Source organism: Micromonospora tarapacensis, from assembly GCF_019697375.1.
Lineage (GTDB): Bacteria > Actinomycetota > Actinomycetes > Mycobacteriales > Micromonosporaceae > Micromonospora > Micromonospora tarapacensis.
Genome location: NZ_JAHCDI010000003.1, coordinates 240,170 through 253,210 on the forward strand (window position 1 = coordinate 240,170; position 13,041 = coordinate 253,210).

The 13,041-nt window shown below is 71.9% G+C and carries 23 protein-coding genes; all 23 read right to left on the reverse strand.

What is annotated here, in order from left to right; translation table 11 throughout:
- Nucleotides 1–2 precede the first annotated feature (2 nt).
- Nucleotides 3–329 (reverse strand): hypothetical protein, encoded by a 327-nt coding sequence (locus KIF24_RS01925; RefSeq protein WP_221082490.1) that lies wholly within the window; start codon nucleotides 327–329, stop codon nucleotides 3–5.
- Nucleotides 330–348: 19 nt separating this feature from the next.
- Complete coding sequence (locus tag KIF24_RS01930; protein WP_221082491.1) at nucleotides 349–2,115, reverse strand: terminase large subunit; 1,767 nt, start codon at nucleotides 2,113–2,115, stop codon at nucleotides 349–351.
- A gap of 46 nt (nucleotides 2,116–2,161) precedes the next feature.
- Entirely contained in the window at nucleotides 2,162–2,644 is a 483-nt protein-coding gene (locus tag KIF24_RS01935) for a phage terminase small subunit P27 family (RefSeq protein WP_221082492.1), read from the reverse strand.
- 57 nt (nucleotides 2,645–2,701) lie between these two features.
- Nucleotides 2,702–3,022, reverse strand: a complete 321-nt coding sequence (locus KIF24_RS01940) for a hypothetical protein (RefSeq protein ID WP_221082493.1) — start codon at nucleotides 3,020–3,022, stop codon at nucleotides 2,702–2,704.
- Nucleotides 3,019–3,354 (reverse strand): HNH endonuclease signature motif containing protein, encoded by a 336-nt coding sequence (locus KIF24_RS01945; RefSeq protein WP_221082494.1) that lies wholly within the window; start codon nucleotides 3,352–3,354, stop codon nucleotides 3,019–3,021. The genes KIF24_RS01940 and KIF24_RS01945 overlap by 4 nt, the downstream gene beginning before the upstream one ends.
- 122 nt (nucleotides 3,355–3,476) lie before the next feature.
- Complete coding sequence (locus KIF24_RS01950) at nucleotides 3,477–4,250, reverse strand: DUF7341 domain-containing protein (RefSeq protein WP_221082495.1); 774 nt, start codon at nucleotides 4,248–4,250, stop codon at nucleotides 3,477–3,479.
- Nucleotides 4,247–4,522: a helix-turn-helix domain-containing protein gene (locus KIF24_RS34250; RefSeq protein WP_221082496.1), complete on the reverse strand. Its 276-nt coding sequence runs from the start codon at nucleotides 4,520–4,522 to the stop codon at nucleotides 4,247–4,249. The genes KIF24_RS01950 and KIF24_RS34250 overlap by 4 nt, the downstream gene beginning before the upstream one ends.
- A 2-nt stretch (nucleotides 4,523–4,524) precedes the next feature.
- Nucleotides 4,525–4,731 carry a hypothetical protein gene (locus KIF24_RS01960; protein WP_221082497.1) on the reverse strand — a complete coding sequence of 69 codons (207 nt, stop codon included), beginning with the start codon at nucleotides 4,729–4,731 and terminating at the stop codon, nucleotides 4,525–4,527.
- On the reverse strand, nucleotides 4,718–5,794 hold the full coding sequence (locus KIF24_RS01965) for an HNH endonuclease (RefSeq protein WP_221082498.1): 1,077 nt from the start codon (nucleotides 5,792–5,794) through the stop codon (nucleotides 4,718–4,720). Before KIF24_RS01965 ends, KIF24_RS01960 begins: the two co-directional genes overlap by 14 nt.
- Nucleotides 5,795–5,904: 110 nt before the next feature.
- On the reverse strand, nucleotides 5,905–6,366 hold the full coding sequence (locus KIF24_RS01970; RefSeq protein ID WP_221082499.1) for a hypothetical protein: 462 nt from the start codon (nucleotides 6,364–6,366) through the stop codon (nucleotides 5,905–5,907).
- The gene (locus tag KIF24_RS01975; RefSeq protein WP_221082500.1) at nucleotides 6,363–6,656 is read right to left on the reverse strand and encodes a hypothetical protein; all 294 of its coding nucleotides are present in this window, start codon (nucleotides 6,654–6,656) and stop codon (nucleotides 6,363–6,365) included. Before KIF24_RS01975 ends, KIF24_RS01970 begins: the two co-directional genes overlap by 4 nt.
- Complete coding sequence (locus KIF24_RS01980; RefSeq protein ID WP_221082501.1) at nucleotides 6,653–7,087, reverse strand: hypothetical protein; 435 nt, start codon at nucleotides 7,085–7,087, stop codon at nucleotides 6,653–6,655. The genes KIF24_RS01975 and KIF24_RS01980 overlap by 4 nt, the downstream gene beginning before the upstream one ends.
- Nucleotides 7,088–8,163: 1,076 nt before the next feature.
- Complete coding sequence (locus tag KIF24_RS01985) at nucleotides 8,164–8,343, reverse strand: hypothetical protein (RefSeq protein WP_221082502.1); 180 nt, start codon at nucleotides 8,341–8,343, stop codon at nucleotides 8,164–8,166.
- A complete protein-coding gene (locus tag KIF24_RS01990) occupies nucleotides 8,336–8,554 on the reverse strand; it encodes a hypothetical protein (protein ID WP_221082503.1) in 219 nt (72 codons plus the stop codon). Before KIF24_RS01990 ends, KIF24_RS01985 begins: the two co-directional genes overlap by 8 nt.
- Nucleotides 8,541–9,605, reverse strand: a complete 1,065-nt coding sequence (locus tag KIF24_RS01995; RefSeq protein WP_221082504.1) for a hypothetical protein — start codon at nucleotides 9,603–9,605, stop codon at nucleotides 8,541–8,543. Before KIF24_RS01995 ends, KIF24_RS01990 begins: the two co-directional genes overlap by 14 nt.
- Nucleotides 9,602–9,814, reverse strand: coding sequence for a hypothetical protein (locus KIF24_RS02000; protein ID WP_221082505.1), 213 nt, complete (start codon nucleotides 9,812–9,814; stop codon nucleotides 9,602–9,604). Before KIF24_RS02000 ends, KIF24_RS01995 begins: the two co-directional genes overlap by 4 nt.
- Nucleotides 9,807–10,130, reverse strand: coding sequence for a hypothetical protein (locus KIF24_RS02005; RefSeq protein WP_221082506.1), 324 nt, complete (start codon nucleotides 10,128–10,130; stop codon nucleotides 9,807–9,809). Before KIF24_RS02005 ends, KIF24_RS02000 begins: the two co-directional genes overlap by 8 nt.
- Before the next feature lie 2 nt (nucleotides 10,131–10,132).
- Nucleotides 10,133–10,372 (reverse strand): hypothetical protein, encoded by a 240-nt coding sequence (locus KIF24_RS02010; RefSeq protein WP_221082507.1) that lies wholly within the window; start codon nucleotides 10,370–10,372, stop codon nucleotides 10,133–10,135.
- Nucleotides 10,365–10,682 (reverse strand): hypothetical protein, encoded by a 318-nt coding sequence (locus KIF24_RS02015; protein WP_221082508.1) that lies wholly within the window; start codon nucleotides 10,680–10,682, stop codon nucleotides 10,365–10,367. The genes KIF24_RS02010 and KIF24_RS02015 overlap by 8 nt, the downstream gene beginning before the upstream one ends.
- Nucleotides 10,679–11,182 carry a hypothetical protein gene (locus KIF24_RS02020; RefSeq protein ID WP_221082509.1) on the reverse strand — a complete coding sequence of 168 codons (504 nt, stop codon included), beginning with the start codon at nucleotides 11,180–11,182 and terminating at the stop codon, nucleotides 10,679–10,681. Before KIF24_RS02020 ends, KIF24_RS02015 begins: the two co-directional genes overlap by 4 nt.
- Nucleotides 11,179–11,937, reverse strand: a complete 759-nt coding sequence (locus KIF24_RS02025; RefSeq protein WP_221082510.1) for a hypothetical protein — start codon at nucleotides 11,935–11,937, stop codon at nucleotides 11,179–11,181. Before KIF24_RS02025 ends, KIF24_RS02020 begins: the two co-directional genes overlap by 4 nt.
- Nucleotides 11,934–12,542, reverse strand: a complete 609-nt coding sequence (locus KIF24_RS02030; RefSeq protein WP_221082511.1) for a GGDEF domain-containing protein — start codon at nucleotides 12,540–12,542, stop codon at nucleotides 11,934–11,936. Before KIF24_RS02030 ends, KIF24_RS02025 begins: the two co-directional genes overlap by 4 nt.
- The gene (locus KIF24_RS02035; protein WP_221082512.1) at nucleotides 12,539–13,000 is read right to left on the reverse strand and encodes a hypothetical protein; all 462 of its coding nucleotides are present in this window, start codon (nucleotides 12,998–13,000) and stop codon (nucleotides 12,539–12,541) included. Before KIF24_RS02035 ends, KIF24_RS02030 begins: the two co-directional genes overlap by 4 nt.
- Nucleotides 13,001–13,041: the final 41 nt, after the last annotated feature.

Consider the following 13,041-nt stretch of genomic DNA (forward strand, 5'->3'; position numbering starts at 1 on the left):
GGCTACGCCGCCTCGCCAGCGACGTGGCCTCGAGGTTGCGCGGCGGCCTGGTCCTCGTCGACGTCGCCGGCGGCGGCACGGGCTGCGGCGCGGCCGCCGGCGATGCCCATCCACACCACCAGGGCGCCGACGCCGGCGAGCGCAGGTCCGGTGCCGAACCACACCCACAGTCCGGCCAGCAGCATCGCTGTCCCGGCCGTGGTCACCCAGTCGAAGACGCCGAAGACGTCGACCAGGCCGCGCCAGGCGTCGCCGGCGGCCGCCGCGATCAGCTCAGCCGGCGTACGCCGCGGCGGTGCCTCATCCTCGGGGGTGACCGGTACGTCCACGTCGATCACCTCCCTCAGGTCAGCCGGCGGCACCGCCAACGGTGGCCAGGCCGCGGTAGTCGTAGACCGAGTCGCCGTCGCCGACTCGCATGCGGCCGTCGATGGCGAAGAACAGCGCCGGCATTCCGTCGATCCGGACGTGCTCCTTGGCCCGGTCGGGCTTCACCGGCCGATACCGGTCCGGGTCGTCCGTGGGACTCTTGGCCTTGAGGTGCTCGGCCATCCACCGGGCGACCGGGTTACCGCCGTGGCGGTACTCCTGGGCGGCAAGGGCCCGGGAGAACTCCGTCATCGGACCGGTCATACGCTCGTAGGTGGTGCCGGACTCGATCAGATCCAGACCGGTCCGGTCGACGATTTCCTGCCGCACCGGCTCACCCGACCACCGATCGTAGGTGACATCTACGATCCGGAAGAGGTCGTGGTCTTGCTCGATCGCGGTGTAGATCGCCTGGTAGTCGATCGTGTTGCCGTCGGTGGCGGTGATCCAGCCCTGGTCCACCCACTGCTGGAAGGCGCCGTCGGTGTTCGCGGCCAGCTCCGGCACGACCGCCTCGGGGATCCAGAACCGCCAGCGGATCTGGCCGTCCTCGAACAGCAGGCACCACGCGGTCATGTCCAGCTTGCTGGACAGGTCGAGACCGCCCCAGCAGCGCAGGCCTTCTTGCTTGGGCAGCAGCCAGTCCGGGTTGGGTGCCAGCTCGCCGGTGTTGAGGTCCCACAGGTCCATGGACACGTAGCGGTAGAGGGCCTGGACCCGCTGGTTCATCTGGAACTGGCGGAAGGCCTTCTCCCTGGCCGCGTTCTGCTTCGCGGCGAGGGCGTGCCGCCGCAGTGCCTCGCGGCTCTTGAACTGATCCAATGCCGGATTCGCCCAGCGCCAGTTCCGCTCGTCGTAGATGTCCGTCGACACCGGCAGGTGCGGGTGCCCAGGGTGCGCCCGGCGGACCCGCTGCAGCTCCTCCTCAGTACGGGGCAGCTTCCGGACGAACGCGAAGGTGTGCGGCGACCTGGTCGGGTCCTCCATGATCCGCTCGGCCTCGTCGATCATCTGCGCGCCGAACGACAGCGGCTCGTCCGTCTCGGTGGTGGTCGTGAAGAGCAGCTCCTGCTCGCGTGCGCCGTCGGCGGTGTCCATCGCCTCCCACAGCGATCCGTCCGGCTGCGACAGGACCTCGTCGAGGTTGAAGCCGTGCGGGTTGTGGCCTAGCTCGCCCTTGGCGTCGGCGGTGATGACCTCGTAGATGCTGCCGGAGCGCTCGTCGACCAGGCGGCGCTCGTTCTTGTAGTACTTGAGCCGCCGGGAAAGCACCGGGGACAGCTGGATCATGCGCAGCGCGGGCCCGAAGACCTTCTCCGCCTGCTTGGTGTCGGCCGCGGCGTTGTAGACCTCGGCGGCTTCCTCGTCGTCGCCGACGAAGAGCAGCAGCTGGATGGCGGCCGCGATCTCGCTTTTGCCATTCTTGCGGCCCATCACGATGTGCGCCCGGCGGTACCGGCGGACATAGCGCTGCCACTCCGTGGACCAGATCACCTCGCCGAACAACGGCCGGATGATCTCGTGTTCCTGCCAGTCGCGGAGCACGAACGCGCGTCGGCGGTAGGGGCCCTTGATGTGCCGCAGCAGCTCGGCCGGGAAGGCGACGGCCCGGTCGGCGCGGGGCTCGCAGTAGTGCGCGCCCCTCCTCGGGCACTGCTTGTCCCGGAAGGTGTACCCGCAGGTCGGTCCCTTGCGGTCTCGCGGCCGCCACCGCCGGTTGTGGTCCGGGATCCAGTCGCCCGGCACCCGGCCGGCCCGGGCGCGCGGCCGCGCCGGCCGCCGCGGTGGCGACTCAGCCCGTGAGGAGGTCCTCGGCGGGGTCACGTCGACCATCTCCACCGGTCAGCTGGGCCCGGTCCGACGGGGTCAAACCGAAGCGGGCCGCCCAGGTCTGCAGCTGCCGATCCGCCTGGCCCAGGATGACCGTCCACGGGTTCCGGGTGACCCGGTTGCCGGTCTGCTTCCCGTTCTTGTCGAAGACGGGCAGCTTGACGACCTCACCCTCCTGGTCCAGGGCGGCGGCCGCCTTGCGTCGGCGGGCGGCCGCGTCGCAGACGATGGCGAAGGTTTCGACGTCCCAGGCCGTCAGCACGCCCTTGCGGATCAGATCCGGGGCGTACTCCGCCCAGATGTCCACCGCAGCCCTGGTGAGCCACTCCGGGGGCTCGATTTCCGTCGTCGACGGCACCGGCTCGTCGGTGTTAACCCGGTCAGACCGGGTCCCGCGCACCAGCTTGAGCGCCGTCGGCGCCGGGTGCGGACCACGTTTGCCCACAGTGGACACCCCTCTCGGATACGGCAAGTGCGAAAACTCGTCAGCGAGAGAGCCGCCTTACCGCGGCGTTTCGACCCCCCTGACCTGCAGAGATCCGACCCGCCCCTCCCCATCGATCGACGGGTGGTCGGCGGCGCCGTGGCCAGGGTCCGCGCCGTGCTCGGCGTGGGTGGTGATGGTCGAGCACTTTACCGCGTGCGGTCGGTATGCGGCCAGAGCCGCCGCGCCAGCGACCAACACGATCTCGATGTCCGGAAGGGCTTTCTCCAGATCGCGGACCATGCGCTCGGCGTTGGCCTGCGACACCGTGGGTATCGCCACCACCAGCGTGTCACCTGACCGCACCACCAGGCCCTCGCTCAGCTCCAGCTCGCTCACTCGATCTCTTCTCCTGGTCTTGAGGTACGCGGACGACCGAAGCCGCCGTCGTGCTGAACCGTCTTTTGGCCGTGGCACTTGCGGCACAGCGCCTGCAGGTTCCACTCCTCACGGTTGCTGGTGTCCCCGTCGATGTGGTCGGTGTGTCGTGAGCTGCGCTTCTTACAGCCCTGGCACCACGGGTGAGCAGCCAGGAACTCTGCTGAAATCCGTAGCCAGTCCTCGTCGTAGCCCAGCTCCTGCCGGGTCGGCCGGGGCCGCTGGTGCCGGCCGCAGGCATCCCCTCCCGGACAGCCGGGGCGGGTGCAGCGCCGTGGTGCGCGGGTCGGCATCGTCCACCCCCGGAAGATGCGCCGAGCGCCCCGCACTGGTGGCGCGGGGCGCTCGGTCCCGGAGCCGATCCCGGGTGACTGGCAGGGTAGATCGTGGGGCAGGGCAGACTCCTGCTCCCCGATCATGCACCGGATTCGGACATTCCTGCAAACCCGGGACCGTCGTTCTGGCCGTTCGGATGATCAGGTAGCCAGGCTCCGCCGTGGCCGGAGTGTCCGGATCGGATCCGTTCGGTGGTGACGGCGCGGGCCTCGGTCTGCGCGGCGATGTGCTCGGCGAGGACGTTGATGCTGCCGTCGACGTCGTCCCACACCGACAGACACTCGAGGCAGAACGCCGATTTGCGGGCCAGGTTGACCCGCAGCGTGTCGGCTTTGCCGCAGGTCAGGATCGGGCACGTGGCGCGTGGCCGGTAGGCCTCGCTGGTCCAGCCGATCAGGGCCTGGGCTTGGGCCCGCCAGAGCCGCATCGCCCGGCACAGCGCGGCGACCTGGTCGTCGTCCACGATCCGCAGCTCGCCGGCGGCGGCGGCCAGCTGGCGGATGTTGCCCTGGGTGGTGTCGCGCAGTGGCAGGTCGAGGTCCCAGCACCACCGGGCGGCCTCGGCGGCGATCGCGGCGCCGCGGCCGAGGGCCTCCCAGTGGCCCGGTGGTGTGGACTGCGGCACGGGCCGGGCGCCCGGGTTGTCAGTCGACGAGGTGACGCCGTGGACCGCGATCTCGGCGAGCTGCGCCAGAAGCCCGTCGTGTGTCTCGGTGTGCACGCCGACGAGCTTGGTCCGGCCGCCTCTGGTCTTGGTGTAGAGGGTTTCGTGGGCGCGGTAGCAGTCAGTGAGCTGGGCGGCGTAGGCGCGGATGTCGTCGACGAGCAGTTGCCGCCGGCGGGACGGCGTCACGGCGAGTCCTTGCCGGTCTGGGTGGTGAGGCCGAGAGCGGCGAGCACCCGGGCCGGTACGGGAGTGTCTCCGCGTTCCCACCGTCCAATCTCGCCAGGGCGGGTGCCGATCCGGCGGGCGAGGTCGCCTTGGGTCATCCGCATCTCCCGGCGGAGTCGCCGCAACCGTGTCCCGTCGCGTGGGGCGGGCGGCGGGCCGGGGGTGACGGTGGCGTAGTGGCGGGGGTGACGGTAGGCCACCGGGCCGAGGTCCGGGTCGGCGTTCCAGCGCACGGCTACTCCTTGCCGTTGGCGAGGGTGTGGAGGGACTCGGCGATCGACACCAAGGCGGCGGTCCGGACGACGTCGGCCAGGTCGGGCATCGCGGCGCGCATCTCCCGGGCGGCCATCGGCGAGAGGCTGTCGGCGGCGATTGCGGCCGCCGCGTTCTGGAGCTGGGCGAAGGCGTTGCGGGCGGCGGTCATCGGGTCAGGGTGCGCCATGGTGGTCCTCCTGAGGTTGGGCGGAAGTGGCCGGGACTGAGCCCGGGGGCCAGATGTACGGATCTGCGCCAGCGGGGGCGCGGGAGCGCCGGTGGTAGACGTCGGGGGAGTCGGGGGCCCGGATGGGCTGGGTGGGTTGGCGGGTCGGACCGGGCTGATCAGCGCGATGCCCGCCCCGACCCGCCCCGGGCCCCTTCCCGGATGACGGCACCTGCTGTTCCTGCTGGTGATCGCCGTCATCAGGGCGCACGTCGGCCCCGGTGGTGTCGTCCGGATCGGCGTCGGGATCGTCTGGTCGATCAGTGATCGGATCAGCGTCCGGATCACTGTCATGTCGCTGTTTCGTCGCTGATCTGTCGCTGATCTGTCGGTGATCGGCGGGGTCCTGCAGCAGCAGCCCGCGAGCGGTCCAGGCGGCCCGCTCGGCGGCCGTGGGGACCGGCAGGAGGGGCAGGTCGGCCTCGTACGGGGTGCGGTGGCCCTTGTGCTCGTTGCAGCGTCCGCAGACCGTGACGAGGTTGGTCCCGTCGGGGCCTGCGGGCTGGTCCGGGTCGACGTGGTCGTAGGCGAGCACCTTGCGTCGGTCCCGGGCGCGGCCGGCCTTCGGGGACAGCGGTCCGGAGCGGCAGTAGCGGCAGCAGCCGCCGTCGCGGTCATAGACCATCGCCTTGAGCCGCGGGTCGCGCAGGTCGGCTCGCTGGGCCCGGTTCCGCAGATACTCCGCCTTGGAAGGGTTACGGCGGAGGAAGGCGTGGATGCGGTAGGCGTAGCCGTCGATCCAGGGGGCGTCACCGAGGCAGGCGCATTCGTCGCCGGGGCGGTGCAGCCGGGGGGCCTGGTCGAGCACCGAGGTGCAGAGCAGGTCGAGGATCTGGCGGCGGCCGCGGCAGTACCGCAGTGCGGTGCCCTCGGTGAGGTAGCCGTCGGTCAGCTGGTGCGACGCGGCGGACTTGAGGCGGGCGGAGGCGGCCTGCAGCGCGTCGACGCGGTCGCCGCGGCCGCCGGCGAGGACGTCCCAGACCGGGTCGTCCGCGAAGGTGTCGCTCTCCAGCCAGTACGGCATTAGCGGATCAACCTAATGATCATCATGGATGCTCCTCCCTATATGCGGGTGGCGCGGCCACCCTGGTTCGGGGTGGCCGCGCCGTTCGTGTGCTGCTCAGTGCATGGTGGCTACATGCCGAAGTACCGCCGCCACCGCGACCTGCGCGGCGGATCCTGCGCCACGATTTCGGCCTGCCAGCCCAGGCAGCGGGTGCACAGCGGCCCGAGCCTCGGGTCGAGGCCGATCGCGGTCTGCTCGCCGTCGGACGCCCAGGCGCAGCCGTCCCGGCAGGCCATCAGGTCGTGGCAGCCGCACGCCCTGCACACCGGCACGCCGCCGAGCGCTGCGTGCTGGGCGAGGTCGGTCCGGAGCTGCGACAGCTCCTCGGCGAGGCGGGCCCGCCCGAGGTTGGCGAGGTCGAGCTGGTGGCGGTAGCGGTCGGCCTTTGCCTCAGTGTGGGTGAGCGCCTGGTGGAGGTCGTCGACGCGCACCCACGCCTGCTGTAGGCGGGCCTCCATGTCCCGGCACTGCTGGCGGGCACGGTCGATCTCGGTCACGGTGTCGGTCGAGGCAGGTGCGGGGTGGGTCATCGGGAACCTCCATCGTTGGCGGGGCGGCAGGCGGGGCGGCAGGCGGGGCAGCGTGATCCGGGTAGGCCCCAGACCGGCCGGTAGCAGCCGGCGCAGGACACGTACTCGTAGCCGGCCGGCGGCGGCAGGTCGTTGTGGCCGGTGTCGGCCGGGGCATCGCCGGCGAGCGCGGCGTCGACCCGGGCCCGGCCGCGGCGGGCACGGGCGGCGGCCTCCTCCGGGTTGCGGACCTCTCGGGCGGCCAGGTCGGCCTCCCAGGCGGGCCGGCCGCGCCAGCGTGGCCGCGTCACCGACGCCGTCGCTTTGCCGCTCGTCGGGCGGCCCGGTTCCCGCCCGGCGGTACCTGCGCCATGGCGTGCTGAATCGCCGCCATGTCGCCTCTCCCGCCGCCGGATACCGTCACCGGCGCCGCGTCACAGCTCGGCTCCCACCGCTGGCCGACCAGCCGCCACCGACACCCGGGACGACTATCCGAAACGGTGACCGGCTGGGTACAGCGGCACATCGCCCCAGCCAGCAGCCGCTCCGCCAGCCCCAACGCCGCCGCCGTGGGCGACCGGTGCCCGTCAGAGATGACCCGCGCGCCTCGGTAGGCGGCGAATGCGTACCACTGGACATCCTCTGCCGGCTCGTCGTCGTCGCCGGTGTGTCCGATCTCGAACCCAGCGGCGCCGGCCCGGTCCACCAGGTTGGCGCACGCGATCACGATGTCGTCGTTCATCCTTGGCTTTCCTCTTTCGGCTGGTCGAGGGTGGTCACGGGTCGGTCCTCACGCGCTCGGGCGAATCGGGATGACGTCGGCCAGGGCCTGGCCGGGCAGGCCGGGGTCGGGCAGGTCGGTGTGCCGGATCTCGCCGGCGAGGACCCGCCGGGCCAGGGCCGCGCCAGGGCCACGCCGGGGGCCTGGCGGGCCGCGAGGTCAGCGCGTCACGCCGGCACCGGCCGCTCGGAGGCCGGCGGCGGAGCCGGGGTGTCTGGGCGCGGACGGCGGCCAGGTGGTCGACGAGGTCGTCGGGCGGCAGGCTGCGGACGTACGCTCCGAGGGACTTCGGCGGGCGGCGGGCGGCGGTCTTGATCTGTTCGATTACCCGGGTCGCTTCGTCGTCATCCACACCGAGTCGAGCGGCGACGTAGGCGATGGTTCCGCCGCGCTGCTGATGATGTTGAGAGGTGACTGGAGGAGAGGAGTTGCGTTCCCCCGTGGGAACTTCCGTGGTTCCCTGTGGGGAACCACGGAAGTTCGAAAGGGAACTACCGGCCGGTGGAAGGGAACTACCAGTTGGTGCCGGTAGTTCCCCAGTAGGAACTACGGAACTGTCGGTGGTTCCCTGCTGGTCCTGGTCGGTAGTTCCCTCCGTCGGCGCTGCGGCGGCGACCGGGATGGTCAGCCGGTACAGCGTCGGCCGGCGCGTGATCACCCGGACCGGCACCAGCCAGCCCGCGTCGACCAGGATCTGTAGCGTGGACGTCACCAGGGCGCGCTTACCGATGCTGGCCTGCGCCACGGCCCGGTCGTAGGTCAACCAGGCCAGGTCGGCGGCCGCCGTCCGATCGCCCTGGGCATCCCGGACGTGGCGGGCGTACGTCAGGGCGAGCAGTTTCGCGCGGGGCGGCAAGGACGACTCCCAGACCGCGTCCTGGTAGACGTCGGCGTGCCAACGAGCCGGGGCCGTCATCGGCCACCCGCAGCGTGTCGTGGGTGTGCGGTACGGTGAGGCTTCACATTTGGTCCTTCGGGATCGTTGACGGCGCGGCACCTCTGACCAGGTGCCGCGCCGTTGTTGTGGGTGGGCAGGGTCATGCGGCCCTCGTCTTGGGGCGCAGGGCCTCCAGCAGCACCCGGCGGTGCTCTCTGATGTCATTGCTGGGCCGCGGTTTCGGTGCCGGCAGCGGCGGCGGCGCGGTCTGCTCGGCGGCGGCCGTGTCCGGGTCGCCGTAGCGCTCGCTGAGGACCTGGGCGAGACGCGCGTCAGACATGGGTCACCTCCAACTGGTCGAGCAGGCTCGGCCCGTCCTGCGCGTCGACCGGCAGGGTCGAGGCGGTCGACGCAGCAGCGAGGCGGCGCGCGATGGCACGCCGCTTGCGCCAGCAGCCGGCACCGACGCGGCGAGCGCGGGACACGGGCGTGATGCACGGGGTGTCGCAGTCCAGGCAGGGCACCACCGGCAGGTCGTCAGGCCGGTCCACCGTCGGACTCCTCGGGGGGTGTGTGGTCGGGGCACAGACCGCTGTCCGGGTCGGGAGTGGCACCGCAGGGGGTACGTCCGGTGGGAGGCAGCCACGGGCAGGCGGGCGGGCCGCCGGGGTGCGCGTCGATGGCCATCCGCGTGAGACCGGCGAGCATGGCGGTGGTGAGCGCCGCCGCGTCGCTGCCGTCGACAGGGACGGACGAGAGTCCGGATCTGCCGTAGGTGGGGCTGGAGTGGGGGTGGTCGTACCAGGTGCGGTTGTGCCAGTCCGTCCACCGCAGATGGAAGTCGTCCTCCCGCTCCTGCCGGATCGACGGATCGGTGAGGCCGGGCGAGTACGGGCCCCGGGTCAGCTCAGAAAGCCGTGCCAGAGGGGTGGTGTGACCGCCGTAGTGGCCCAGCTTGCTGCGGACGGTGTGGATCAGGCGGCGTCCTACCAGCGACGTCAGCACGGGCACCAGGCGGTCCGCGGCGATCCCACCGAGCACGCGGTCGATCCCCGCGAGCGCACCCTCGGCGGACGGGTACGCGCGGCGGGCGACGACGTCGACGAGAACCTGCCCGTCGAGGGTGATCGCGTGGACGTGGTACGGGGCGCCCCAGTCGGTCAGCCCGTACGCGGCGATCAGCACGGTGTCGGGGTCGTCGAGGACGTCGCCGGCCCACGCCACGGCGGCCGCACGCAGCCGCAGCCACGATGGCCGGGCCGCGGCGGACCGTTCGGTGACGACGCAGCCGGCGCACAGTCGCCGGCCACGATCGATGAACTCCAAGGGGTCGGGTCTGGTGGCCGCGCACCGGGCGCAGGTCCGTGCGGCCGTCCAAGCGGCCTGCCGGCCCGGCGACAGCGCTGGCAGCGGCGTCGACGCGGTGATCTCGTACAGGTCGGTGTGCTTGTTGCCGTGGTAGAACAGCGTCGCTGCCGGCTTCTGGCCCTCGGCGGGGCGGCGGCGCAGACGCCGCAACATCGTCACGGTGGCCAGGCCATCGGGGATCTCACCGACCCGGTACAACGGCCGGCCGGGGTTGAGCTTACGACTGGCGGTCATGATGACCCTTCACTCGTGCGGACATGGGCGCGGATGTACTGGCGGTATCGGCCGGCGTCCGGGCCGGCCAGGACGTGCGGGTTGCCGACCTCGATGAGGCGGCCGGCGGCGCCGAGTTGGGCGCGGAGAGCGGTGATCTCCTCGTAGGTGCCGACAGCCCAGATCTCCAGGCCGAGGCTGGTGTGGGCGCGAGGCTTGGCGCTAGGCATGGCGGCCGCCGTGCGGCCACGGCCCGGGAGGCTGGGCGTTGAGGGCGGCGTAGCCGGCGCGGGTGAGCCGGTAGCGCGGCGGGCCTACATGCCGGAGGTGGGCGAGCGCGGCGATCGTGATGGCCAGGAGCCGGTCCCGGTCGTCGGCGGGCAGCTGCGCGATGGCGTCGGTCACCTGCTGGCCGGGGCAGATGCCGGCGTGTGGGCAGGCCTCGGCCTCGGTGTGTTCGGCGGCTCCGGCGACCAGGACCGCCAGGGCGGCGCGGTCCTGGTCGAGGCGGGCCACAGTTGCGGGGTCAGGAGTCAGGTCGTCCACGGTTACTCCTTCTCGCCGAGGATCCGGGCCTCCAGCTCGCGGGCCGCCTCCTCGATGGCGGTCTCCGGGCGGGCGGCGGCTGGTGCGGTTTCGGGGTGCTGGGCGTCTCCCGGCCGGCCGAGCTTGCGGCAGGTGGCGCAGGCGGTCAGCTCGGTCCACGGGTCGGCCGGCTCGCTGTCCTGCCGCACGTAGCGGTGCGGCAGGACAGCGGGCCGGCCAGGGCGGCGGACCGTCCTAGACACCGCTGGCCGTGACGGTCAGGCCCAGCAGCGGGGCCAAGCGCTCGACGACGAGGCGGCCCTGGTCGAGCGGCAGCAGGGTGAGGGGCCCGCCGGCGACCTGTACCGCGAGGCACGCGGCGCGGTCGACGTCGTCGACGGAGACGTGGCCGGGCAGCTGCAGCTGGGCGGTCACCGAGATGGCGTCGCCCATCGGCAGGACCAGGACGAGCCGCTCCGGGACGCCGCGGTGCACGCCGCCGGTGGCCGGCAGGCTGGGCACCTCGGCGTCGCACAGCGCGGGCCGGCACCAGTCCGGGTGTTCGAGCGTCATCGCGACTCCTCGGCGGGGATGCGGGGCAGGACGACGGTGTCGCTGACGGCCGGGGTGGCCGGCGACACCGGGGAGGGAACGGCGGGCTCCGGGGCGACGGGCGCGGGCGGTAGCCAGGTCTCGTCGTAGGCGGGCCGCTCGGCCAGCAGAGTGAGGGGCCCGAAATAGTCCACGGCCAGGGCCGGCCCGTACATGAAGCCGCTGACCGGAGCGATCAGGAGAGTTTCGCCGTGGTCGTCGGGCTCGCGTCGGTAGTGGATGGAATGCAGCAGCGTGCCGTCGGCGCCGCGCCACGTTTGGCCGGGTTCGAGGGCTGGCACGTACGGCTGGATCTCCACCAGCGGGTGGAAGTGCTCGTCGACGAGCGGCAGGGTGACGATGTCGCCCCGGCAGCCCGGGAGAGTTACCCGCATCTGCAGGTCGCCGTGGGAGACGATCGTCGCCTCGGGGATCACCAGACGCACGACGGTGCCGGGCGGGGTGCGGTCGTAGGTCGTCACCGGCCACCGTCCCTGGGCTGCTCGGTGACCTTCACCCTGAGGGCCTTCGCGTGCTGGCGGGCGGCCGCGCGCAGCGCGGTCCGGGCCTTGGCCTTGCTCCGGCCGCAGTCCACGACGGCCACCTCGCCGCCGCCGGGTCGGTGGGTCACCTTCCAGCCGGCCTCGCGGCTGTAGTGGGCTTCCGCCACCGGGTTGTCGTTCTCGGGCCGGTAGATCGTGTCTAGGGTGATCACGGCGTACATGGGCGCGGAGCGGTCGTACCCGTACTCCACGATGCGGATCTCCGGGGTGCCGTGCGGGCGCCAGGGCGGAGCGATCGCGTCGAGCTGGCACCACTGCTTGATCAGCCACGAGTAGTCAGGGCCGGTCTTGTCCGTCCATACCCGGACCGGCGCGTACTGGGTGGCCTGCTCGATGCGTTCGACGGTCTCCCAGCGATTCATGGGTGACATGAACTGCCAGCCCGGGGCCAGCCGGTTCGCCTGCGGGCGGGTGTCGTCGCAGCCGGTGCACTGCTTGTTCCCGCCGCAGCTTCGGCAGGTCGGCTCGTTCTTGAGCAGCACCTCCGTGGCCAGGCCCCGGCGGTGGCGCAGGATCCGCACGACGTTCGTCACCGAGACGCGGTCGCCCAGATCGAAGACCTCCCGGCGTAGCTGAGACATCGCGTGGTCGACGTCGACGTCGTCGGGCAGGTTCGGCACCTTGGCGTTCGCCTCGTACCGGCGGAGCCAGTCGGTGTCGGTCGTGTGGGTCATCGGCGTGCCTCTCGCTGGTCGCGTAGCCGTACCCGGGGCCGCGGTCGGACGGGCTTGTCGTCGAGATCCGGGTCGTAGGTGGCCAGCGCCCCGGGCGCGAACTTCTTGGCGCGGTACATCGCGGCGTCCGCCTGGCGCAGCGTGAGGGCCAGGTCGCCGATTACCACCGGGGCCAGGCCGACCGTGGCGTGCACGCAGATGAGCTCGCCGCCGGGCAACTGCACCGGCCAGTACTGGGGCGGGCCGCCCGGCATCCGGCCGGCCAGCACGAACTCGTCGCCGCCCATCCGGGTGGCCATCGGGAAGTCGTGGAGACTGTCAGCCACCGCCTTGAGGACGGCGTCGCCGGCGGCGTGCCCGAACTCGTCGTTGATCTCCTTGAAACCGTCCAGGTCGAGCATCGCGAGCACGTAGCTCGTCTGCGCGAACCCGAACGCGTCCGCCAGGCCCGCTCGGTTCAGCAGGCCGGTGAGCGGGTCACGCCGGGACTGCCGCTCCGCCTCCTGCAGCAGCCCCACCAGCTCCCGGTTCTGCTGGCGCAGCGTCGCCAGCTGGGCTCGCAGCGTCGCCACCTCGGACCGTCGCACCAGCCGCGCCGCGTTCACCGCTCGCCCCCGGACCTGGTGAACGCCACCTCGTCCTCGCGGCCGGTCTGGCCCGGGGCTGGCCACGTTGCCGGGTGGGCCGGGTCCGCCGGCGGGCTGTCGGCGGCAGGCCCGGTGACCTTGCACCAGATGTGCAGCTGCCAGCCGTGCCACAGCGTGCCGGCGTCGCTGTTGCCCACCCAGTGCCAGCCGCGGCCGGCCCGGTCGCGCAGCAGCTCGATGTCGAGCTCGTGGTGGACCGTGTCGACGCCGAGCATCACGGCCCACGCGTCGACCGCCGCGGCGGCGTTGTCATCGAACCGCAGGTTGACGTACCCAATGGACGGGTCGGTCTCGATGATCATTGGGGCGGGCAGGGACTCGGTCACCGTGCGGGCGATCACCCGCAGCAGGTACGCCCGCTCCGCTGGGTTCTTCCGATGCCTCACGTCGTAGGGCTCCGGTACGATCTGTGCCATCTGGGTCTCCTTGATCTATGGCGGGTCAAGATCCGGTCTTT

Coding starts and splice junctions, on each gene's coding strand:
- KIF24_RS02015 (WP_221082508.1), bottom strand. CDS start 10,682: ATGACGCTCGAACACCCGGACTGGTGCCGGCCCGCGCTGTGCGACGCC.
- KIF24_RS01970 (WP_221082499.1), bottom strand. CDS start 6,366: ATGACCCACCCCGCACCTGCCTCGACCGACACCGTGACCGAGATCGAC.
- KIF24_RS01945 (WP_221082494.1), bottom strand. CDS start 3,354: ATGCCGACCCGCGCACCACGGCGCTGCACCCGCCCCGGCTGTCCGGGA.
- KIF24_RS02025 (WP_221082510.1), bottom strand. CDS start 11,937: ATGACCCACACGACCGACACCGACTGGCTCCGCCGGTACGAGGCGAAC.
- KIF24_RS01965 (WP_221082498.1), bottom strand. CDS start 5,794: ATGCCGTACTGGCTGGAGAGCGACACCTTCGCGGACGACCCGGTCTGG.
- KIF24_RS01960 (WP_221082497.1), bottom strand. CDS start 4,731: ATGGCGCACCCTGACCCGATGACCGCCGCCCGCAACGCCTTCGCCCAG.
- KIF24_RS02000 (WP_221082505.1), bottom strand. CDS start 9,814: ATGCCTAGCGCCAAGCCTCGCGCCCACACCAGCCTCGGCCTGGAGATC.
- KIF24_RS01985 (WP_221082502.1), bottom strand. CDS start 8,343: ATGTCTGACGCGCGTCTCGCCCAGGTCCTCAGCGAGCGCTACGGCGAC.
- KIF24_RS01995 (WP_221082504.1), bottom strand. CDS start 9,605: ATGACCGCCAGTCGTAAGCTCAACCCCGGCCGGCCGTTGTACCGGGTC.
- KIF24_RS01980 (WP_221082501.1), bottom strand. CDS start 7,087: ATGAACGACGACATCGTGATCGCGTGCGCCAACCTGGTGGACCGGGCC.
- KIF24_RS02035 (WP_221082512.1), bottom strand. CDS start 13,000: ATGGCACAGATCGTACCGGAGCCCTACGACGTGAGGCATCGGAAGAAC.